Source organism: Cellulosimicrobium cellulans (assembly GCF_006539945.1).
Lineage (GTDB): Bacteria > Actinomycetota > Actinomycetes > Actinomycetales > Cellulomonadaceae > Cellulosimicrobium > Cellulosimicrobium cellulans.
In genome coordinates this window covers 12,959-34,879 of sequence record NZ_BJNZ01000024.1, presented here as the reverse complement: position 1 = coordinate 34,879, position 21,921 = coordinate 12,959, and the positions used below count along the sequence as shown (strand labels likewise).

The following is a 21,921-nucleotide window of genomic DNA, read 5'->3' as shown; positions in this document are numbered from 1 at the left end:
GGGACGGTGACAAGGATGTCGACGGACGCGACGAGGCGCCCGAGACAGGCGGGGGAGCACCTGACGTTCGGTGTGCTGTGCCCCGTGGTCGGAGGCTTCTACTTCGGGCGGTCCCTGGCGGGGATCGCCCGGGTCCTGCGGGCGCACGGGCACCGGGTGGTCGCCCTCCAGACGTACCCGCCCGACCTCGACCGGGACGAGTTCCCCGGCCCGCCGGGTCGGCGGCCGCTGCTCGGGCGCTCCTCGTTCGACGGGTTCGTCGTCATGACGACGGCGCTCGCGGACGCCGAGCTGCGCGAGCTCGACGCCTCGGGCATCCCCCTGGTGCTCCTCGGGGTGCGGGCCGACGGGCTGCGCGCCCCCGCGGTCTCGCCCGACAACGCGGGCGGCGTGCGCGCCGCCGTGGACCATCTCGTCGAGCACGGCCACCGGCGCATCGGCTTCGTCGGCAACACCGACCAGCGCGACACGCTCGAGCGCTACGACGCCTACCGCGCGGCGCTGGCCGCGCACGACCTCGCGTGGTCGCCGTCGTGGGTCTACCGCACGCGCGACAACCAGGAGGCGAGCGCCGAGGTGGTCGCGCGGCGGCTCGCCTCCCGAGGACTGCCGACGACGGCGACGCTCGCCGCCACCGACCGCAACGCGATCGGCTTCATGCGCGGCCTGCAGGCCAGCGGGATCGAGCTGCCCGCGGAGCAGGCGGTGGTGGGGTTCGACCACGCCGACTCGGGCGCGCGCTCGCGGCCCCGCCTGTCGACGGTCGACCCCCTGCACGACCAGGTCGGCGAACGGGTGGCGGAGCTGCTCGTCGCGCGGGCACGCGGTCAGAGCGTGGGCCGGGAGAACCGGCTGGGGCGTGCGGCCCTCATCCGGCGCGAGTCGTGCGGGTGCCTGGAGGGGACGCAGGGCGAGCTCATCGGCGCCCCGGCCGTCCGTGCCGATGCCGTGCCGAGGCCCGTCGACCCGGCCCGGCCCCTGGACGAGGTCGCCCGGGTCGTCTTCGCCCCCGTCCTCGACCGGTCGGACGCGCGGGGCGTCCTGCGTCGGCGCGCGCCGGACGGCGGCCAGCGCCCCGCCCCGGTCGACGCGTGGCTCCTCGTGCTCCGGCACCTGCTCCGGGGGGCCGCGGAGACCGGCACCGTCCCCCCGGCCGCGGCGCTGCGCTCGCTCGCGGACCGGACCGCGGGTCTGCGCCCGTCGCAGGAGGCGCTCGAGCAGATCGTGCCGGCGCTCGAGGCCGAGGTCGCCGCGCTCGTGCGCGACGTACGGCGGCGACGCCCGGGCGCGCGCGCGTCCCAGCTCGGCCGGACCGTCCTGTCGCGCGGCGCTCACCGGGACCCCCCGGCGAGCTCGGCCGCCGTGCGCGCCGAGGCCGTCCGGGCGACCGCGGCCGAGGTGGTCGTCGCCGTCGCGCGCGGGTGCGCGCACGGGACCGTCGCGCGCACGGGACGGCTCGAGCAGGACCTGGTGGACCTCTACGAGGTCGACCTCGGCCTCCTGCGCGGCGACGAAGCAGGGCTGCGCCGCCTCGACTGGCTCCCCCGCGGGGTGGGCGGGACGGCGGCCCTCGCGCTGTGGGAGGACGCCGACGACGGCTCCGGCCGCCGCGTGCTGCGGGTCGTCGGCGTGCGCGGCGGGGGAACGGCGGTCGAGCGGCTCGTGGGGACGGTCCTGCCGACCGCGCAGTTCCCACCGCGCGAGCTCCTCGACCCGCGGTCGCTCACGGTCGTCGCGCCCGTCGCGTTCGGCCGCTCCGACTGGGGCTTCCTCGTCGTGGGCGGCCTCGTGGACACGCGGACGACGAGCACCCGCGAGCGGTACAACCACTGGGCGGCGATGCTCGCCGTCGCGCTCGACCGGGAGACCCTGGTCAGCTCGCTGAGGGAGCAGCAGCACGCGCTCGCCGACGCCGCCGACCGTGTGCGCGAGCTCGCGCTCGAGGTCGAGGCGGGGGCCGAGCGCGCCGCGCTCGTGTCCATCGCGTCCCATGACGGCACGTGGGACTGGGACGTCGAGACGGGCGTCGTGCGCTGGTCGCCGGCGTGGGCCCGCATCGTGGGCTGCGACGTGGCCGACCTCCGGGACGACCCCGAGGAGTGGCTCGGCCGCGTGCACCCGGACGACGTGCAGGCCGTGCACGCCGCCGTCGCCGCGCAGCTCGCGGGGACGACCGAGCCGCTCGACGTCGAGCACCGGCTGCGGTGCGCGGACGGCGAGCACGTGCGGGTCCGCTGCCGTGCGGTGACCGTGCCCGACGCCGGCGGTCGCCCGGCCCGCATGGTCGGCGCCCTCGCCGTCCTGTCCGACGTCGAGCGGTTCCGCAGCGAGCTGCGCGCGCGGGCGCTCGTCGACCCCGACTCGGGCGTCTTGCACCGCACCCTGTTCGTGGACCGGCTCGAGCAGGCGATCGGGCGCGGCGGGCGGGTCGAGGGGTACGGCGCGCACGTCCTGGCCGTCGGGCTGGAGGTGCCGCCGACCGTCCCCACGATCCACCGCCTCCGTGGCGCGCTGGGTCCGGCCGGCTCGCTGTGCGTGCTGGCGCCGACCGACCTCGTGGTGCTCCTCGACGGCGTCTCCGACGATGCGGCCCGCCACGCCGCGGTCCGCGCGGCGGGGGCGTGCGGGTCGGCCGTCGTCGAGCACCTCGGCGACGTCACCGACGCACCGGACGCGCTCGAGGTGCTGCGCCGTGCCGGGGCCGCGCTCGCGCGGCGCCGGGCCCGCGCGCACGGCGCCGTCGTGCCGTGGTCGGCGCCGTCCGAAACGTTTCGTGCGTTGTGACGGCCGGTCGCAGCCGCCGAGAGTCGATCGACCCGTGGGGGTGGGGGAGCCGACGACGGCGCCCCCGCGACCGCCGCCGCGGGGCTCGACGACGAGAGGGAGCACGATGCCACGCACGTCCCGGCGCGCAGCGCCACCACCCACCGCCGCCCCGCACGCGCGAGCCCGGCGCACGACGGCAGCGGCGCTCGCCGCCGGCGTCGCGCTCACGGCGCTCGCCACCGTCCCCCCGGCGAGCGCCGACCCTGCCCCGCCCCGGTCCACGACGGCGGAGGCGGCCGCGGCGCTCGTCGACGGCGAGTACACGCAGCGCTTCCTGGAGCTGTACGCGAAGATCCACGACCCCGCGAACGGGTACTTCTCGCCCCAGGGCATCCCGTACCACGCGGTCGAGACGCTCATGGTCGAGGCGCCGGACTACGGGCACGAGACGACGTCGGAGGCGTACTCCTTCTGGCTGTGGCTCGAGACGTCGTACGGCCAGGTGACCGGCGACTGGGAGCCGTTCAACCACGCGTGGGACACGCTCGAGGCGTACATGATCCCCACCACGGAGAACCAGCCCACCAACGGGGCGTACAACCCGGCCAAGCCCGCGACGTACGCGCCGGAGTTCAACCACCCGAGCCAGTACCCGTCGCAGCTCGACACGTCGGTCTCCGTCGGTTCCGACCCGATCGCGGCCGAGCTGCGGTCGGCCTACGGCACACCCGAGGTCTACGGCATGCACTGGCTCGCCGACGTCGACAACGTGTACGGCTTCGGCGCCGCACCGGGCTCCTCGACGCTGCTCGGGCCCGACCACGAGGGCACGTCGTACATCAACACGTTCCAGCGTGGCCCGCAGGAGTCCGTCTGGGAGACGGTGCCCCAGCCGTCGATCGACGACTTCAGCTACGGCGGCGAGAACGGCTACCTCGACCTCTTCACGGGCGACGCGTCGTACGCGAAGCAGTGGAAGTACACCAACGCGCCAGACGCCGACGCGCGCGCGGTCGAGGCGGCCTACTGGGCGAACAAGTTCGCGACCGAGCAGGGCCAGCCCGAGGCCGTCGCCGACACGGTCGGCAAGGCCTCGAAGATGGGCGACTACCTGCGCTACGCGCTGTTCGACAAGTACTTCAAGACGCCCGGCTGCGAGTCCACGTCGTGCGCCGCGGGGTCGGGCCGGAGCAGCGCGCACTACCTCCTGTCCTGGTACTACGCGTGGGGCGGCGCGCTCGACACGTCCGGCCCGTGGGCCTGGCGCATCGGGTCGAGCCACGCGCACTTCGGGTACCAGAACCCGATGGCGGCCTGGGCGCTCGCGAACGACCCCGCCCTCCGGCCGGCGTCGCCCACCGCGAGCGACGACTGGGGCACGAGCCTCGACCGCCAGATCGAGCTCTTCCAGTGGCTCCAGTCGCCCGAGGGCGGGATCGCGGGCGGCAGCACGAACTCGTGGGACGGCCACTACGCCGACCGGCCCGACGACGTCGCGACGTTCTACGGCATGGCGTACACCGAGGCGCCCGTCTACCACGACCCGCCGTCCAACTCGTGGATGGGCATGCAGGGCTGGGGGGTCGAGCGGATCGCGCAGCTCTACGAGGAGACGGGCGACGAGCGCGCCGGGGCGATCCTCGACAAGTGGGTGCCGTGGGTCATCGACCACGTCACGGTGACGGACGACTCCTGGCAGATCCCGTCCAACCTCGCGTGGTCCGGCCAGCCGGACGACTGGGACCCCCAGGACCCGGGCGACAACGCGGGACTGAGCGTCGAGGTGACGGGCTACGGCCAGGACGTCGGCGTCGCCGGTGCCCTCGCCCGCTCGCTCATGTACTACGCGGCCGGCGGCGAGGGACCTCAGCACGACGCGGCGCAGCAGGTCGCGAAGGACCTGCTCGACGCGATCTGGGAGCAGAACAGCGACCCGATCGGCGTCGCGACGACCGAGACGCGTGGGGACTACGCCCGCTTCGACGACGTCCTGACCTCGACCACGGGCAACGGGACGTACGTGCCGGCCGGGTGGACGGGCACCATGCCGAACGGCGACGTCGTCGAGCCGGGGGTCTCGTTCCTCGACATCCGCTCGTTCTACCTCGACGACCCGGACTGGGCGAAGGTCCAGGCGCACCTCGACGGCGGACCGGCGCCCGAGTTCACCTACCACCGGTTCTGGGCCCAGACGGCGGTCGCGACGGCGCTCGCCGACTACGACCGGCTGTTCGGCGAGGACGTCCCGACCGAGCCGGACACCGAGTCGCCGACGACGCCCGCCGGCCTCGCGGTGACCGGCACCACGTCGTCCACGGCGTCGCTGTCCTGGACGGCGTCGACCGACGACGTCCGCGTGGCGGCCTACGACGTGCTGCGGGACGGCGTGGTCGTCGGGTCCACGGCGCGCACGACGTACACCGACGAGGACCTCGACCCCGAGACCACGTACCGGTACACGGTGCGGGCGCGCGACGCGGCGGGGAACCTCTCGCCCGTCTCCCTCGCCGCCGAGGCGACCACGCTCGCGGACGACGCGGGCCCGGAGCCGGGGGCCTGCACCGCGGCCTACCGGACCACCGGGTCGTGGCAGGGCGGGTACCAGGGCGAGGTCACGGTCACGGCCGGCGCGTCCGGCGTCTCGGGCTGGACCGTGTCGCTCGACCTCGCGCCCGGCGGCCTGTCGCAGGCCTGGAACGCGACGACGAGCGTGAGCGGGAGCGTCCTGACCGCGACGAACGTCGGCTGGAACGGCACGCTCGCCGCCGGTGGGACGACGTCTTTCGGCTTCATCGGCACGGGAGCGCCGCCGTCGTCACCGACGGTCGCGTGCGGCTGACACCCGGCCGGCACCCGGCCGGAACCCGGCTGGAACCCGGCCGGAACCCGCGGTGAGGGCGGTCCGCCTCCCGGCGCTCACAGCGCCGGGAGGCGGACCATGCCCTCCTGCGCGATGGACGCGACGAGCGTCCCGTCCTGCGCGAACACGCGCGCCGCGCCGAGCCCGCGGCCGCCCTGGGCGCTCGACGCCGACTGCACGTAGAGCAGCCACTCGTCGACGCGCGCGTCGCGGTGCCACCACATCGCGTGGTCGAGGCTCGCGATCGACAGGTCGGGCGTCACCCAGCTCGTGCCCGACTGGCGCAGGATCGGCTCGAGCATCACCTGGTCGCACGCGTACGCCATGAGCGCGCGGTGCAGCAGCTGGTCGTCCCCGACGCCGCCGCGAGCCCGCATCCACACCATCTGGTGGTCCTTGGGCTCGTGGTCGGGGCCGAGGTAGAGCGACCCGCCCACGTGCCGCAGCTCGAACGCCGAGTGGTGCGACCAGAAGCGCGCGATCGGGTGGTCGATGCCGCCGAGCACGTCGAGCGCGGACGGCACCTCCTCCGGGGCGGGGGCGGCGGGCATCGGCGACGAGTGCTCGATGCCGCCCTGGTCCTCCTGGAACGAGGCGATCATCGACAGGATCGGCTTGCCGTGCTGGATCGCGTGCGTCCGGCGTGCGCTGAACGAGCGCCCGTCGCGCAGCCGCTCGACCGCGAAGTCGATCGGCACGTCGAGACCGCCGGGCCGCAGGAAGTAGCCGTGCAGCGAGTGGGGGAGCCGACCGTCGGGGACGGTGCGCCCCGCGGCCAGGACGGCCTGCGCGAGCACCTGGCCGCCGTAGACCCGGCCCGTCGGCTGGTGCACGCTCTCGCCGCGGAAGTGCTCGGGGTCGGCGGCCGACCCGTCGCCGTCACCGACTCGCTCGAGGCGCAGCACGTCGAGGAGGTGGTTCAGCGGGTTGGGGACCTGCTCGCGCGGGGCGGCGTCCGACGTCGGGCCGGGGGAGGAGGTCGACGGCGGCGTGGGCTCGGGGGTCACGGGTGGGGGCTCCTTCGCTCGGGTGGCGGGTCGGTCAGTCCTCGAAGGTGTTGAGGAGCGAGTGCGCCGCGCGCTCCAGATAGTCCCACAGCGTCGCCTCCTGGATCGGCGGCAGGTCGAGGGTGTCGACGGCGGCACGCATGTGGGCGAGCCAGCGGTCGCGCGCCTCGGGGTTGACCTTGAACGGGGCGTGCCGCATCCGCAGGCGCGGGTGCCCGCGCTGCTCGCTGTACGTCGTCGGGCCGCCCCAGTACTGCTCGAGGAACGCGGTGAGGCGCCAGCGCGCCGGGCCGAGGTCCTGCTCGGGGTACATCGGGCGCATGACCGGGTCGTCGGCGACGCCCGCGTAGAACGCGTCGACGAGGCGGACGAACGTCTCGTGGCCGCCGACCTCGTCGTAGAACGTGCGGCTCGGACGCACCGGCGCGGAGTCGGTCTCGGCTCCGGTCGCCGGGCCGTTCGACAGACCGGCGACGGGCAGCGTCGGGCGGGGGGTGGGCTCGGTCGTCACCGGCCCATCATCGCACCGGGCGCGGTTCCGTCCGGCCCCGGCGCGGGGGACCGGGGCGCACGTCACACGGGGCGTGCCGCGCTCGCCGTGACGGGTGCCGCGCCGTCCGCGTCAGAGGCCGAGCTCGGCGAGCACCGGCAGGTTCTCGCGGACGAGGGCGCGGGCCTCGGCCGCGCTCTCGGCCTCGACCGCGAGCCGCGCGAGCCGTCGGCACTCGTCGAGGTCCACCTCGCGCAGGAGCGCGGCGACGTCGGGGATCGCCCGTGCCGTCATGGACAGCGACGACACCCCGAGGCCCACGAGCACGACGGCCAGCACGGGCTGCGAGGCCGCCTCTCCGCACACCCCCACGGGCCGGCCCTGCTGCGCGCCGCCGGCGCACGTCGCCTCGACGAGCCGCAGCACCGCCGGCTGCCACGGGTCGCTCAGCTCGGCGAGCGAGCCCAGGAGACGGTCGGCGGCCATCGTGTACTGCGTGAGGTCGTTCGTGCCGATCGAGGCGAAGGCGGCGCGCGCGAGGATCGGGCCCGCGAGCAGCGCCGCGCTCGGGACCTCGACCATGACGCCCGCGACGTCGAGTCCGTGGGCGCGGCAGCGCTCGACGAACCACTCGGTCTCGCCCACCGTCGAGACCATCGGCGCCATGACCCACACCTCGGCCTCCTCGGCCGCGGCCGCCTGCGCGATCGCGTCGAGCTGCTGCTCGAGCAGCTCCGGCCACCGCGCGGCGGTGCGCAGCCCGCGCACGCCGAGCGCGGGGTTCTCCTCGTCGTCGACGGTGAGGAAGTGCAGCGGCTTGTCGGCCCCCGAGTCGAGCGTGCGGATGACGACCTTGCGACCGCCGAACTCGCGGAACACCGTGCGGTAGGCCGTCACCTGTTCCTCGACGGTCGGTGGCTGCTCGCGGTCGAGGAAGCAGAACTCGGAGCGGAACAGCCCCACGCCCTCCGCGCCCGCCGCGGCCGCGGGAGCGGCGCCCGCGGGGTCGCCGACGTTCGCGAGGAGCTGCACGCGGTGCCCGTCGCGCGTGCGGCCGGTGCCGTCGAACGTACGCACCTGCTGCGACCGCGCCCGCGCCGCGGCGACCTGCTCCGCGGACGGGTGCACGACCACGGTGCCGGCGGCGCCGTCGACGAGGACGACGTCCTCCGGCGCGAGCGCGGCGCTCGCCCCGGTCGCCGCGACGACCGCGGGGATGCCCTTGGCGTTCGCGACGATCGCGGTGTGCGACGTCGGCCCGGCGCCGTCCGTGACGATCGCCAGCACGCGCGCGGGATCGAGCGCGGCCGTGGCCGACGGTGCGAGGTCGTACGCGACGAGGACGAACGGCTCGGTGTGCTCGGGCACCCCGGGCGCGGGACGGCCGGTGAGGGCCGCGACGAGCCGGTCGCGGACGTCCGCGACGTCGCGGGCGCGCTCGGCGAAGTACCCGCCGAGCTCGGTGAACTGCCGCACGACCTCCTCCGCGGCCTCCCACACCGCCCGCTCGGGCACGAGGTGCTCGTCGAGCACGCGGCGTCGCGCGTCGGCTGCCAGCGTGGGATCGGCCGCCATGGCTGCCGTCGCCTCGAGGACGTCGCGCGCGTCGCCGTCGGCGGCGTCCGCGGCGCGCTGGAGGTCGCCCGCGACCTGCTCGGCCGCGGCGTCGACGCGCCGCGCCTGCGCCTCGTGGTCCTCGCGCGGGCCCATCCGCAGCCCGGGTGCCGGCTCGTCGATGGCCTCCGGCATGAGCACCACCGGCCCGACGACCGTGCCGGGGCACACGCCGATGCCCGTGATGACCTGCCGTGCCTCGTCCTGAACTCCGCCCGTCACGACCTCGCTCCTGTCCGTCTCGGGCGTGCGACCCGGGTGCCCGGGCCGGTGCGCACGCGTGCCCGCCACCGTCCCGACCGTCGCACGCGCGCGGCACACGCCTGTTGCGCCGCGGTTGCGGGCTCGCGTCGATCCGGTGACAACCTCGCGAGGAGACTAGGCTGATCCCAGGTGCACGGCACCCCGACACCCCGGATCCCCCGCGCGGATCCCACCCGCGACTCGCCTCAGGAGACACTTTCGATGAGCACCCCCTCGGACCAGAAGGCACAGCAGATCCTCGAAGCCCTCGGGGGCCAGGGCAACGTGGTCGACCTGGAGCCGTGCATCACGCGACTGCGCGTCGAGGTGACCGACCCGCAGCTCGTCGACGAGGCGCGCCTCAAGGCCACCGGCGCGTTCGGTGTCGTGCGCTCGGGCCGCGTCGTCCAGGTCATCGTCGGCCCCGAGGCCGACAACCTCGCCGCGGAGCTCGACGGCCTGCGCTGACCCCTGCGGCCCTCCGGGGCGGAGGGCCGGCGCCGTCGGTCCACGTGCCCGACGGCGCCACCCGGCTCAGGCTGCCGGACCGGCCGTGCCGCCGGTGCGGTCCTGCACGACGGTCGCCGCCGCGGCGCCGCGGCGGTCGCGCGCCGCGTGCTCGTCCGGCGCCGACGCGACCGGACCGTCGTCGCGCCGGTCGTCCGGTACGGACGGGGAGTGGTCGAGGACGACCACCTGCTGCGCCCCCGCGAGGGGGATCCGCGCGTCGGACAGCCCCTGGCGGACGCGGGCGCGCAGCGCGCGCGCCACCTCCCACTGCATCGCGGCCTGCGTCTTGACCTGCACCTTGAGCTGCAACGCCTCGGCCGTCATCGCCTCGATGCCCGTGACCTCCGGGGGCTCCAGGAAGTACGTGCCGAGCACGGGGTCGGCGCCGACGTCCTCGGCCGCGGCGAGCAACGCCGCGCGCACCGCCTCGACGTCCGCCCAGTACGCGACGCGCACGTCGACCACGGCGCGGCCCCACTCCTGCGTCTTGTTCCCCGTGCGCAGGATCTCCCCGTTGCGCACGTACCACAGCGTCCCGTTGCCGTCGCGGACCTTGGTGACGCGCAGCGCGACCTCCTCGACGGTGCCGGTCACCTCGCCGAAGTCGACGGTGTCGCCGACGCCGTACTGGTCCTCGAGCAGCATGAACGTCCCGGACAGGAAGTCCTTGACGAGGCTCTGGGCGCCGAAGCCCAGCGCGACGCCGACGATGCCGGCGGACGCGAGGAACGGGGCGATGTTGACGCCCAGCTCGGCGAGCACCATGAGCACGATCGTCGCGCCGATGACGATGTTCGCGGTCGAGCGCAGCACCGAACCCACCGTGCGGGCGCGCTGCGCCCGCCGCGCGGACGCGAGCGGGTTCGCGCGCAGCAGGACGCTGCCCGCAGCGCTCTCGCCGATCCCCTTGAGGCGCTTGCCCCGCAGCGTCGGGGTCCCCTCGGCGATGTGCTCGGTGATCTTCCTGATCACGCGGCGCACGAGGGCGAGCACGACCGAGCCGATGGCGACGATGAGCAGGATGCGCAGGGGGAGCCCCACGAACCAGTCGAGCCACGACTGGGTGCTCGACGGGTCGAAGGGCTCCAGGGGGGGCTCGTCGTTCGAGGCCGCAGGGAGCGGCACCAGAGCGAGGAAGGCAGGCCGAGACATGAGCGCAGGGTACCCGGGGCGGGTGGGCGGTCCCTGGGCGCGCCGGGCGAACGCGCTGCTCGCGGGCCTGCGTTCTGGCAGGATGCAGGCGTGAGCGAACCCCCGCAGACGGACCTGCCCGAGCCGTTGGTGCAGCTGGCCGACGCCCACGGTGTCGCGTCCGACTTCTGGGACTTCGACGGGACGCGCCGCCAGGTCCGCGCCTCGACGCTCGTCGCCGTGCTCGAGGCCCTGGGCGTGCCCGCCTCGTCGCCCGAGAAGGTGGCGGTCAGCCTCGAGCACTCGCGCGACGACGCCTGGCGTCAGATGCTGCCGCCGACCGTCGTCGTGCGGCAGGGCGACGCCGTGCCGCTCCCCGTGCACGTCCTCGACGGGTCCGCCGTCGAGGTGTGGGTCGAGCTCGAGGCCGAGCCGTCACGCCACGGTGGCCAGCCGACCGGGCAGCACGCGGCACGGGCCACGCGCGAGCGCCGCGACCTCGGCCAGCTCGACGTGTTCGTCGAGCCGCGCACGGTCGACGGCCGGCGCGTGGGGCGCGCGACGTTCGAGGTGCCCGCCGACCTGCCCCTCGGGTGGCACGACCTGCACGCCGAGAGCGACGGGACGCAGGCCCGTGCGACGCTCGTCGTGACGCCGCAACGGCTCGAGCTGCCCACCGCGGTCGTCGAGCGGCGCGCGTGGGGCTTCATGGCCCAGCTCTACTCGGTGCGCTCGCGGGCCTCGTGGGGCGTCGGCGACCTGGCCGACCTCGCCGACCTCGCCTGGCTGTCCGCGCGCGAGGCCGGGGCCGACTTCGTGCTCGTCAACCCGCTGCACGCCGCCGAGCCGCGAACGCCCATGACGCCGTCGCCCTACCTGCCGACGAGCCGGCGCTTCGTCAACCCGCTCTACGTCCGGGTCGAGGACATCCGCGAGACGGGCTACCTGTCGGCCGCGGACCGCTCCCTCGTCGAGTGGGCGTTCGACCCGGTGCGCGACCTCGACACCGACCCCGGACCGATCGACCGCGACGCGGCCTGGGACGCCAAGAAGGCCGCGCTCGAGGTCGTCTTCGCCGCGCCGCGCTCGACCGCGCGTCAGGCGTCGCTCGACGCGTTCCGTGCCGAGCAGGGCCGGGGCCTCGAGGACTTCGCGACGTGGTGCGCGCTCGCCGACCACTACGGCGACCGCGACTGGCCGCCCGGTGCGTTCGACCCGCACGGGCCGACCGTCGCCGCGCTGCGCGACCAGCTCGCCGACCGGGTCGAGTTCTACTGCTGGCTCCAGTGGGTCGCCGACGAGCAGCTCCGCGCCGCCCAGCGCACCGCGCGCGAGGCGGGCATGTCGGTCGGGATCATGCACGACCTCGCCGTCGGCGTGCATCCCGAGGGAGCCGACGTGTGGGCGCACCGTGGCGTGCTCGCCACCGGGGTCTCCGTCGGCGCGCCGCCGGACATGTACAACCAGCAGGGGCAGAACTGGTCCCAGCCGCCGTGGCACCCGCGCGCGCTCGCCCGCGCCGGGTACGCGCCCTACCGCGACATGCTGCGGACCGTCCTGCGCCATGCGGGCGCGATCCGCATCGACCACGTCATCGGGCTCTTCCGCCTGTGGTGGATCCCGGGCGGCGCGCGCGCCGACGCCGGCGCGTACGTCCGCTACGACCACGAGGCCCTCATCGGCATCCTGTGCCTCGAGGCCCACCGCGCCGGGGCGATCGTCATCGGCGAGGACCTCGGCGTGTTCGAGCCCTGGGTGCGCGACTACCTCGCCGACCGCGGCGTGCTGGGCACGTCCGTGCTCTGGTTCGAGAAGACGGGCGACGGTGCGCCGCTGCCCCCGGAGGACTACCGCCGGCTCGCGCTCGCCACCGTCACGACCCACGACCTGCCGCCGACGGCGGGATACCTCGCCGGCGAGCACGTCGAGCTCCGGGACCGCCTGCGCGTCCTCACCGAGGACGTCGCCGACGTGCGGCGCGCGGCCCGCGCCGAGCGCGACGCCATGGTCGCGTTCCTGCGCGAGCGCGGGCTCGTCGGTGACGACGCGTCCGAGCGCGAGCTCGTCGAGGCTCTGCACCGCCTGATCCGCGCCACGCCTGCCGTCCTGCTCGGCGTCTCGCTCGCCGACGCCGTGGGGGAGCGCCGTTCGCAGAACCAGCCCGGCACCGACCAGGAGTACCCCAACTGGAAGGTTCCGCTCGGTGACTCGTCGGGCAACGTCGTCCTGCTCGAGGACCTCTTCGACTCCGCCCGCCTGCGCTCCCTCGCGAAGGCCATGAACGACGCCCTCTGACCCGCCGAGGGAGAACCCTGGTCGGGCGAGGTAGAACCCTGGTCGCGCGAGGTAGAGCCGTGGTTGGCCGAGGTAGAGCCGTGGTCACCGTGCCCGACGGCGTGTGGCCGCCCTGGGTGGTCGGGGTGGGTGGTGGTGCCGCGACTTCCATCCGCCGCTCGTTCCTCGCGGCTCCCGTGTTCTCGGTCGGGATCGTCCTGCGTTCGCCAGCTCACTCCGGACGATCCCTCGTTCCAGGCCCGCCACGACGCGGCACCACCACCCACCCCGCCCGACGTCGTCTCGCCGTGGTCTTCGCCCGGCCGGGAGACGACCCGCGTGGCGGGGTCGTACCTCGGCGGGCGGCGGGCCGTGGGCAGCGCCGCACCGCGGACCGGCCTCGCGGGCTTGACGCCGACTTCGGGTCGCGGACACCGACCGTGCGTCGAGACAGAGTGCGAAGCGCCGGGCCGTTCCGTCGTGACGGGCGACCCGGCGCTTCGGGGAGAGGTCAGGCGTCGGCGGCCTGGGCGGTGAGGGCGCGCTCGACGCCGGCGAGGTTCTCGACGACGAGGCGACGGAGCGCGGGGGCGGCGTCGGCGTTCGCGTCGAGCCACTCCTGGGTCGCGTCGCGCAGCACGGTGCTCGCGAGCGGTGCCGGGTAGAGCCCGGTCACCAGCGCCTCGGCGATGTGGTACGACCGCTGGTCCCACAGCGGCAGCAGCGCGTCGAAGTACGTGCCCACGAGGGGCGCGAGCGACTCGGGGTCGTTGACGTGCTGGAAGCCGAGCGTCGTGGCGCGGACGATCGCGTTGGGCGCGTCGTCCGAGCCGACGAGGCGGTCGAACGCCGCGCGCTTCGCCTCGGCGGTGGGCACCGTCGCACGGGCGCGGGCGGCGGACTGCTGGCCGGTCGCCGTCGAGTCGGCGGCGAGGGTCGCCTCGATCTCGTCGTCGTCCGCGAGATCGAGCAGGACCAGGCCCTCGAGGATCTCCCAGCGCAGGTCGGTGTCGATCTCGAGCCCGTCGAGGGCGGCCGAGCCGTCGAGCAGCGACCGTAGCGCCTCGCCGTGCGCGGGGGTGGAGGCGAGGTGCGCGAAGAACTTCACGAGCTGGAACTGCAGGTCGGAGCCGGAGGCGGCGTCCTGCGCGAGCGACCAGAGCACGTCTCCGACGTGCGCGAGGGTCTCGTCCCGGCGCTCCGGCGCGACGTACGTCTTCGCGGCGAGCGCGAGCTGGTTGAGCGTCGTGCGGATCGTCGTCGACTCGGTCTCGCGCGCGATGTTGCCGAGCACGAGCTGCACGTAGTCGCCGGCCGGCGTCTCGCCGTCGCGCGTCGCGTCCCACGCGGAACCCCAGACGAGCGAGCGGGCCAGCGGGTCCGCCAGGTCCGCGAGGTGCTCGGTGGCGACCTGGAGCGACGCGTCGTCGAGGCGGATCTTCGCGTAGGCGAGGTCGTCGTCGTTGAGCAGGACGAGCTGCGGGCGGTCGAGCCCGAGGAGCTCGGGGATCTCGGTGCGGGCGCCGTCGACGTCGACCTCGACACGGTGGACCCGCGTGAGGACGCCGTCCACGAGGTCGTAGAGGCCGATGCCGAGGCGGTGCGGGCGCAGCGTCGGGTAGTCGGGGGCGGCGGACTGCACCACCGTGAACGTCGTGAAGCGGCCGTGCGCGTCGAGCTCGAACTCGGGGCGCAGCGTGTTCACGCCCGCCGTCTCGAGCCACAGCGCGGACCACTGCGTGAGGTCGCGCCCGCTCGTGGCCTCGAGCTCGACGAGCAGGTCCCGCAGCTCGGTGTTGCCCCAGGCGTGCTTGCGGAAGTAGGCGGCGACGCCCGCGAGGAACTGCTCCTTGCCGACCCACGCGACGAGCTGCTTGAGCACCGACGCGCCCTTGGCGTAGGTGATGCCGTCGAAGTTGACGAAGACGTCCTCGAGGTCGTTGATCGTCGCGACGATCGGGTGCGTCGAGGGGAGCTGGTCCTGGCGGTACGCCCACGACTTCTCCATCGCGGCGAACGTCGTCCAGGCCTCGCGCCACTCCGTCGCCTCGGCGGTCGCGAGCGTCGACGCGTACTCGGCGAACGACTCGTTGAGCCACAGGTCGTTCCACCACTTCATGGTGACGAGGTCGCCGAACCACATGTGCGCGAGCTCGTGGAGGATCGTCACGACGCGGCGCTCCTTGACGGCGTCCGTGACCTTGGAGCGGAACACGTAGGTCTCGGTGAACGTGACGCAGCCGGCGTTCTCCATCGCGCCCATGTTGTACTCGGGCACGAAGAGCTGGTCGTACTTGTCGAACGGGTACGGGTGCTCGAACGCGGACTCGAAGAACATGAAACCCTCGCGGGTCTTGTCGAAGACGTAGTCGGCGTCCATGTGGTCCGCGAGCGACGCGCGGCAGAACACCCCGAGGGGGATCGTGCGGCCGTCGGACGACGTGAGCTCGCTGCGCTCGACGACGTACGGGCCCGCGACGAGCGCGGTGATGTACGACGAGATGCGCGGCGTCGGCTCGAACGCCCACCGCGCGACCTCGACGTCGCCCGCGCCGGTGCCCGTCGGGTCGGCCTTCGTGCCGAGCGCCTCGGGTGCCGGCGTCGGCTGGTTGCTCACGACCTCCCACGCCGCGGGGGCGGTGACCGTGAACGCGAACGTCGCCTTGAGGTCGGGCTGCTCGAAGACGGCGAACACACGCCGCGAGTCGGGGACCTCGAACTGGGTGTAGAGGTAGACCTCGCCGTCGACCGGGTCGACGAACCGGTGCAGGCCCTCGCCGGTGTTCGTGTACGCGCAGTCGGCGACGACGCGCAGCTCGTTGTCGGCCGCCAGACCCTCGAGCGCGATGCGCGAGTCCGCGAAGACCTCCGCCGGGTCGAGGGAGCGCCCGTTGAGCACGACCTCGCGCACGGTCGGGGCGACGAGGTCGACGAAGGTGCTCGCCCCCTCGGTCGCGGTGAACCGCACCACGGTCGTCGACGCGAACGTCGTCGCCCCCGTCGTGAGGTCGAGGTCGACCTCGTAGGACTGGACGTCGACGATCGCCGCGCGCTCGCTCGCCTCGGCGCGGGTGAGGTTCTCTCCGGGCACTGCATCTCCTCGGTCTCGGGTCGGGCCGGGCGGCCTCGACGGCGGCCTGTGGGCCACGGACGATCATCCCACGGGCGCCCGCGCCCGCTCCCGGGAACACCCTCCGGGAATACGCTGCGGCCGCCCGGTGTCGAGACTGGGTGGGCGACGGCGTCGCCGTCCGCGCACGCCGCCCCGACACTCCGGCGACCCGGGTCCACCGGGCGCCGCCCACGACGAAGGAGACCCGTCCCGTGACCCTCACCGCGACGTCCGACACCACCGCGACCGAGGACGCCGTGCGCGTCGCCGACTTCTGGTTCGACCCCGTGTGCCCGTGGGCGTGGATGACGAGCCGATGGATGGGTGAGGTCGAGCAGGTGCGCGACGTCACCGTCCGCTGGCACGTCATGAGCCTCGCCGTGCTGAACGAGGGCCGGGACCTGCCGGAGGAGTACCGCGAGCTCATGGAGAAGGCGTGGGGCCCGGTGCGCGTGGTCACCGCCGCCCGCGTCGAGCACGGCGACGAGGTCGTCAAGCCGCTCTACGACGCGATCGGGACGCGACTGCACCCGGGCGGCCGCACGGACTACGACGCGGTGCTGCTCGAGGCGCTCGCGGAGGTGGGCCTGCCCGCGTCGCTCGCGGGGGCCGCGGGTTCCGACGCCTACGACGAGCAGCTCCGCGCGTCGCACGCCGAGGGGATCGGGCGCGTCGGCGAGGACGTCGGCACGCCGGTCGTCGCGTTCGGCGACACCGCGTTCTTCGGCCCCGTCGTGACGCCCGCCCCGAAGGGCGAAGCCGCAGGTCGGCTGTGGGACGGGTGCGTGCTCGTCGCGAGCACGCCCGGCTTCTTCGAGCTCAAGCGCACGCGGACCCAGGGGCCCGTCTTCGACTGACCCGGTCGGGCATCGCGACCCCGCCGACGGGACCGTCCGGCCGTCGGCGGGGTTCGACCCGCACGGGTGCCTCGTGCCATGCTTCGTCAGGTCGCGGGCGGTGTCAGGAGCGCCCGCCGCCCGGTCGTGCCGGGTGAGTCCGACGAGGAGCCCGCGAGGAGCCGCATGTCCCCGAACGCACCCGTGCCACCACCGCCGCCGCCCCCTGGCGGCGTGCCGGGGCGCGCGGTCGGGAGGGACGACGCCCAGCCGACCCAGGCGTTCGCCGGCCCGGTGCCGGGCGCCGCGGCGGCCGTGCCGCCGTCGTTCGCGCCCACGAGCGGGCCGACGGCCCAGGCGCCCCGCGCCACGCCGGCGGACGGTCAGCCGACCGTCGTCGCGTCGTCGTTCCAGCCGACGACCGTCCAGCACGTCATGCCGATCACGGAGCTCCCGACCGCGGCCCAGCCGGCGGTGCCCGCACCGGTGCCCCCGCAACGGGTGCGCTACGCGACGGAGCAGAACGGGTTCGGCGTCGCCGCTCCCGTCGGGACCGCCGCGAGCCGACCGGTCTACGCGCCCGCGGACGCCGCGCGGACCGGCTACGCGCCGACGAGCGCGTACGCGGCTCCCGGCGCCCCCGCGTACGAGCCCGGGGTGCCGGCGGGCTACGCCTCGGCCGCGCCCCAGCAGCCCCAGCCCGCCTACCACCCGCCGGCCTCGGCGGCGGCGGCGTCCGCCGCGTCGTCCCGCGAGGCGGCCGGCGCGGGCGCCTCGGGCCCGACGCCTCGACCGCCCGCCGGGCGCGGCGGGGGCAACGGCGGCGGTGGCCGCCGGTCGGACCGGCTGAGCCCCGGGTGGATCGCGTTCATCGTGGTCGACGCGCTGCTCGTCATCGGCGCCATCGTGTTCGCGATCTCCCTCCTCGGGGGCGGGGACGACGACCCCGCGGGTGAGACGACGACGCCCCCGGCGGCGAGCGCCACCGAGAGCACGCAGGAGACGCCGCCGGCCGAGCCCACCGTGTCCGAGACGTTCGCGTCGGAGTCCCTCAACATCACGTGCGAGGTCACCGACCTCAGCGCGACGTGCGTGATCGCCCAGCTCGGTACCCAGCCGGCGCCCGTGGCGGGCTGCGACGGCACGGTCGGATACAAGGTGGTCCTCGGCGCCGACGGCAGCGTCGAGCAGCCCTGCGTCCCGGCGGCCGAGCAGCCGCAGCCCGCCCCGGACGGCACCGCGGTGCTCGACTACGGCACGTCCAAGACGGTCGGCCCGTTCACGTGCGACAGCGCGGAGACGGGCATGACCTGCCGGGACGACGCGACGGGCAAGGGCTTCACGATCGCGCGTGCCGGCATCCGGACGCTCTGAGCAGCTCTGATCACCGCGCCGGGGCCGACCCGGTACGGACGAGGGGCCCGCGGCGGGCGAACCGCCACGGGCCCCTCGTCGTCGCCCGTCACCAGATGCGCACGCGCTCCTCGGGGGCGAGGTACAGCGCGTCGCCCGGCTGCACGTCGTAGGCGGCGTAGAACTCGTCGACGTTGCGGACCACGCCGTTGCAGCGGAACTCGTTGGGGGAGTGCGGGTCGGTCGCGATACGGCGCACGACCTCCTCGTCCCGGCCCTTCGACTGCCAGACCTGCGCCCAGCCGAGGAACACGCGCTCGATCCCCGTGAGCCCGTCGACGACGGGTGCCTCGTCGAGCGGTCGGCCGAGCGCGATCCGGTAGGCCTTGAGCGCGATCGACAGGCCGCCGAGGTCCCCGATGTTCTCGCCGATCGTCAGCGCACCGTTGACGTGCGGTCCCTCCTCGCCGAGCTGGGCGGGGCGGAACGCGTCGTACTGCGCGATGAGCGCCTTCGTGCGCTTCTCGAACTCCTCGCGGTCCGTCGTCGTCCACCAGTCCTCGAGCCGGCCCGCGCCGTCGTACTTGGAGCCCTGGTCGTCGAAGCCGTGCCCGATCTCGTGCCCGATCACGGCACCGATGCCGCCGTAGTTCACCGCGTCCTCGGCCTCGGGGTCGAAGAACGGGGGCTGGAGGATCGCGGCGGGGAAGACGATCTCGTTCATCCCCGGGTTGTAGTACGCGTTGACGGTCTGCGGCGTCATGAACCACTCGTCGCGGTCCAGCGGCTTGCCGATCTTGCCGAGCTCGCGGTCCTGCTCGAACGCGTGGGCGCGGCGCACGTTGCCGACGAGGTCGTCCGCCTCGACGACGAGCGCGGAGTAGTCGCGCCACTTCACCGGGTAGCCGATCTTGGGGGTGAAGGCCTCGAGCTTGGCGAGCGCCTTCTCCTTGGTCTCCTCCGTCATCCACTCGAGCGTCGTGATCGACTCGCGGTACGCGGCGACGAGGTAGGCGACCAGCTCCTCCATGCGCGCCTTGTGCGCGGGCGGGAAGTGCCGGGCGACGTACTGCGCGCCCACGGCCTCGCCGAGCGCGCCCTCGACGACGGAGACGCCGCGCTTCCAGCGCTCGCGCACCTCCTGCGCGCCCGACAGCGTGCGGCCGTAGAAGTCGAAGTTGGCCTCGACGACCTCGTCGTCGAGGTACGGCGCGCGGGCGGTGACCAGGTGGTACACCATCCAGAGCTTCCAGTCCTCGAGCGGCTCGCTCGCCCACAGCGCGGCGAAGCCGGCCGCGAAGTCCGGCTCGCGCACGACGACGTCGTCCAGCGAGCCCTGCGGGGCGCCGAGCGCGAGCACCCACGCGCGCCAGTCGAACCCGGGCGCCTCGTCGGCGAGGGCGGCGAGCGTGCGGGGGTTGTAGGTGAGGTCGGCGTCGCGGTCGCGCACGACGTCCCAGTGCTTCGCCGCCAGCTTGGTCTCCAGCGCCAGGATCCGGACGGCCGCGTCCTCGGGCGCCGCGCCCCACGTCTCGGCCGTGACGCCGGCGAGGGCGAGCATGCGCGCGACGTGCGGCACGTACTTCTCGCGCACCGGCGCGTACTGGTCCTCCCGGTAGTACGCCTCGTCGGGCAGCCCGAGCCCGGACTGGAAGAGGTAGGCGACGTACCGCTCGGGGTCCTTCGCGTCGTTGTCCACCCAGAAGCCGACGGCGCCCGCGCCCCCGGTGCGCTGGAGCGCGCCGAGCGTGCCCGTGAGCTCGGCCTGCGTCGTCGCGGCCGCGATCAGCGCGAGGTCGGTCTGGAGCGGTGTCGTGCCGAGCGCCTCGATCCGGTCGGTGTCCATGAAGCTCGCGTAGAGCGCCCCGACCTTCGCGGCGTCCGCGCCGACGTCCCCGGCGCCGGACGCCACCTGCTCGCCGAGGTCGGTGATGATCTCGCGCACGTGGACCTCGGCGGCGTCGTGCAGCGCGCGGAACGCGCCGTCCATGGCACGGTCGGCCGGGATCTCGTGCGTCGCGAGCCAGCGCCCGTTGACGTGGCGGTACAGGTCGTCCTGCGGCCGGACGACGGGGTCCAGCGCGTCCAGGTCGATGCCGGAGCGCTCGGTGCCGACGGTGCCGGTCGTGCCGGACGAGGACGCGGGCGTGGACGTCGGGGAGGTCTGTGTCATGCGTCTCAGGCTACGGCCTCCCCCCGACGTCCCGGTGCCTCGCTGAGGCATGATGGGCCCATGCGCGTTCACCTCGCCGCGGACCACGCCGGCTACGAGCTCAAGACCCATCTCGTCGAGCACCTCGAGGCCGCGGGGCACGACGTCGTCGACCACGGGGCCCACACCTACGACGCGCAGGACGACTACCCGTCGTTCTGCTTCGCGGCGGGCGAGGCGGTCGCCGCCGAGCCGGGCTCGCTCGGCGTCGTGATCGGCGGATCGGGCAACGGGGAGCAGATCGCGGCCAACAAGGTCGTCGGCGTGCGCGCCGCGCTCGCGTGGAACCTCGAGACCGCACGCCTCGGCCGCCAGCACAACGACGCGAACGTCGTCGCGGTGGGCGCGCGCCAGCACTCGGTCGACGAGGCCGTCGAGCTCGTCGACGCGTTCCTCGCCGAGCCGTTCAGCGGCGACCCGCGCCACCAGCGCCGGATCGACCAGCTCGCGGCGTACGAGGCGACGCGCGGCACCTCCGCCTGACGTGCCCGAGGGGCACACCGTCCACCGGCTCGCGCGCGCGTTCGGCGAGCTCTTCACGGGCGAGACGCTGGCGGTGAGCAGCCCGCAGGGCCGGTTCGCCGCGGGCGCGGCCGTGCTCGACGGGCACGTGCTCGTCGCGAGCGAGGCGTGGGGCAAGCAGCTCTTCCTCGGGTTCGCCGACCCGACGCTCCTCGGTCAGGGGACCGCCGGGCGGCCCGACGACGTGCGCTGGCTCCGCGTCCACCTCGGCCTCTACGGCGCCTGGACGTTCACGGGCGACGGCAGCACCGCCGTCGTGCACGCGATCGGCGCCCCGCGGCGGCGCATCGGGGAGCGCGAGACGGTCCCGGCGGGTCCGGGTGCGCCCGAGCCCGACGACGCGTGGTCGCCCCCGCCGCCCCGCGGCGCGGTGCGCGTGCGGCTCGTGGGGACGCACGCCGTCGCCGACCTCACCGGGCCCACGGCGTGCGAGGTCGTCACGGGGGAGGAGAAGCGGGCGGTCGAGGACCGGCTCGGGCCCGACCCGATCCGCGACGCCGCTCCCGGCGAGGGCGACCCGCGCGAGGAGTTCGTCGCCGCCGTGCGGCGCTCGCGCAGCGCCGTCGGGCTGCTCCTCATGAACCAGGACGTCGTCGCCGGCGTCGGCAACATCTACCGCGCGGAGTCCCTGTTCCGCGCGCGGCTCGACCCGATGCGCCCCGGCCGGGACGTGCCCGCCGAGGACCTGCGCGCCCTGTGGGACGACCTCGTCGTCCTCCTGCGCGACGGCACCCGGACGGGAGCGATCGTCACGACCCGACCCGAGGACCGGGACGGCGCAGCCCCCACGGCCGACGTCCTCGACGCGCTGCCCGGGCGCCGCCGCGTGCGGCAGAACACCGACGACGCGCCTGACGCGGTCCCGGCGGACGAGGCGTTCTACGTCTACCACCGGGACGGGCTGCCGTGCCGCGTGTGCGGCACGCCCGTGCTGCTCAAGGAGCTCGCCGGGCGCAACCTCTACTGGTGCGGCGTCTGCCAGGCGTGAGCC

The 21,921-nt window shown here is 74.7% G+C and carries 14 protein-coding genes; 8 read left to right on the top strand and 6 right to left on the bottom strand.

Translation table 11 applies throughout. From position 1 onward, the window contains the following. The first annotated feature begins 15 nt into the window (after positions 1 to 15). Positions 16 to 2,784 (top strand): substrate-binding domain-containing protein, encoded by a 2,769-nt coding sequence (locus CCE02nite_RS15760; protein ID WP_141390583.1) that lies wholly within the window; start codon positions 16 to 18, stop codon positions 2,782 to 2,784. A 106-nt stretch (positions 2,785 to 2,890) separates the two neighbouring features. After that, the gene (locus CCE02nite_RS15755; protein WP_141390582.1) at positions 2,891 to 5,605 is read left to right on the top strand and encodes a glycoside hydrolase family 48 protein; all 2,715 of its coding nucleotides are present in this window, start codon (positions 2,891 to 2,893) and stop codon (positions 5,603 to 5,605) included. Between the two features lie 77 nt (positions 5,606 to 5,682). On the opposite strand, the gene CCE02nite_RS15750 is transcribed toward CCE02nite_RS15755, so the two are convergent. The 3 genes from CCE02nite_RS15750 to ptsP all read right to left on the bottom strand — a co-directional run bounded on the left by CCE02nite_RS15750 (position 5,683) and on the right by ptsP (position 8,959). After that, a complete protein-coding gene (locus CCE02nite_RS15750) occupies positions 5,683 to 6,531 on the bottom strand; it encodes an acyl-CoA thioesterase (RefSeq protein WP_255318907.1) in 849 nt (282 codons plus the stop codon). Positions 6,532 to 6,667: 136 nt separating this feature from the next. Beyond that, on the bottom strand, positions 6,668 to 7,054 hold the full coding sequence (locus CCE02nite_RS15745; protein ID WP_141390610.1) for a globin: 387 nt from the start codon (positions 7,052 to 7,054) through the stop codon (positions 6,668 to 6,670). Between the two features lie 201 nt (positions 7,055 to 7,255). Further along, positions 7,256 to 8,959 (bottom strand): phosphoenolpyruvate--protein phosphotransferase, encoded by a 1,704-nt coding sequence (ptsP, locus tag CCE02nite_RS15740; RefSeq protein ID WP_141390580.1) that lies wholly within the window; start codon positions 8,957 to 8,959, stop codon positions 7,256 to 7,258. 171 nt (positions 8,960 to 9,130) lie between these two features. On the opposite strand from ptsP, the gene CCE02nite_RS15735 reads away from it, so the two are divergent. Next, the gene (locus CCE02nite_RS15735) at positions 9,131 to 9,448 is read left to right on the top strand and encodes a PTS sugar transporter subunit IIB (protein ID WP_255318904.1); all 318 of its coding nucleotides are present in this window, start codon (positions 9,131 to 9,133) and stop codon (positions 9,446 to 9,448) included. Between the two features lie 66 nt (positions 9,449 to 9,514). Here the strand turns inward: CCE02nite_RS15735 and CCE02nite_RS15730 are convergent, their stop codons facing one another. Further along, a complete protein-coding gene (locus tag CCE02nite_RS15730) occupies positions 9,515 to 10,642 on the bottom strand; it encodes a mechanosensitive ion channel family protein (protein WP_141390579.1) in 1,128 nt (375 codons plus the stop codon). Between the two features lie 90 nt (positions 10,643 to 10,732). Between CCE02nite_RS15730 and malQ the strand changes: the two genes are divergently transcribed. Next, positions 10,733 to 12,916 (top strand): 4-alpha-glucanotransferase, encoded by a 2,184-nt coding sequence (gene malQ / locus CCE02nite_RS15725; protein ID WP_141390578.1) that lies wholly within the window; start codon positions 10,733 to 10,735, stop codon positions 12,914 to 12,916. A gap of 490 nt (positions 12,917 to 13,406) precedes the next feature. Here malQ and pepN read toward each other — a convergent pair whose 3' ends face one another. Next, complete coding sequence (gene pepN, locus CCE02nite_RS15720; RefSeq protein ID WP_141390577.1) at positions 13,407 to 15,986, bottom strand: aminopeptidase N; 2,580 nt, start codon at positions 15,984 to 15,986, stop codon at positions 13,407 to 13,409. Positions 15,987 to 16,219: 233 nt separating this feature from the next. Between pepN and CCE02nite_RS15715 the strand changes: the two genes are divergently transcribed. Both CCE02nite_RS15715 and CCE02nite_RS15710 read left to right on the top strand, forming a co-directional pair. Continuing rightward, the gene (locus CCE02nite_RS15715) at positions 16,220 to 16,864 is read left to right on the top strand and encodes a mycothiol-dependent nitroreductase Rv2466c family protein (RefSeq protein ID WP_304363336.1); all 645 of its coding nucleotides are present in this window, start codon (positions 16,220 to 16,222) and stop codon (positions 16,862 to 16,864) included. 165 nt (positions 16,865 to 17,029) lie between these two features. After that, complete coding sequence (locus CCE02nite_RS15710) at positions 17,030 to 18,217, top strand: hypothetical protein (RefSeq protein WP_141390576.1); 1,188 nt, start codon at positions 17,030 to 17,032, stop codon at positions 18,215 to 18,217. A gap of 88 nt (positions 18,218 to 18,305) precedes the next feature. Here CCE02nite_RS15710 and CCE02nite_RS15705 read toward each other — a convergent pair whose 3' ends face one another. Next, the gene (locus CCE02nite_RS15705; RefSeq protein ID WP_141390575.1) at positions 18,306 to 20,369 is read right to left on the bottom strand and encodes a M13 family metallopeptidase; all 2,064 of its coding nucleotides are present in this window, start codon (positions 20,367 to 20,369) and stop codon (positions 18,306 to 18,308) included. 60 nt (positions 20,370 to 20,429) lie between these two features. On the opposite strand from CCE02nite_RS15705, the gene CCE02nite_RS15700 reads away from it, so the two are divergent. Both CCE02nite_RS15700 and CCE02nite_RS15695 read left to right on the top strand, forming a co-directional pair. After that, a complete protein-coding gene (locus CCE02nite_RS15700) occupies positions 20,430 to 20,891 on the top strand; it encodes a ribose-5-phosphate isomerase (RefSeq protein ID WP_047234459.1) in 462 nt (153 codons plus the stop codon). A gap of 1 nt (position 20,892) precedes the next feature. Beyond that, on the top strand, positions 20,893 to 21,918 hold the full coding sequence (locus CCE02nite_RS15695; protein WP_141390574.1) for an Fpg/Nei family DNA glycosylase: 1,026 nt from the start codon (positions 20,893 to 20,895) through the stop codon (positions 21,916 to 21,918). Positions 21,919 to 21,921: the final 3 nt, after the last annotated feature.

Coding starts and splice junctions, on each gene's coding strand:
- CCE02nite_RS15760 (WP_141390583.1), top strand. CDS start 16: ATGTCGACGGACGCGACGAGGCGCCCGAGACAGGCGGGGGAGCACCTG.
- CCE02nite_RS15700 (WP_047234459.1), top strand. CDS start 20,430: ATGCGCGTTCACCTCGCCGCGGACCACGCCGGCTACGAGCTCAAGACC.
- CCE02nite_RS15755 (WP_141390582.1), top strand. CDS start 2,891: ATGCCACGCACGTCCCGGCGCGCAGCGCCACCACCCACCGCCGCCCCG.
- CCE02nite_RS15730 (WP_141390579.1), bottom strand. CDS start 10,642: ATGTCTCGGCCTGCCTTCCTCGCTCTGGTGCCGCTCCCTGCGGCCTCG.
- CCE02nite_RS15705 (WP_141390575.1), bottom strand. CDS start 20,369: ATGACACAGACCTCCCCGACGTCCACGCCCGCGTCCTCGTCCGGCACG.
- CCE02nite_RS15710 (WP_141390576.1), top strand. CDS start 17,030: ATGTCCCCGAACGCACCCGTGCCACCACCGCCGCCGCCCCCTGGCGGC.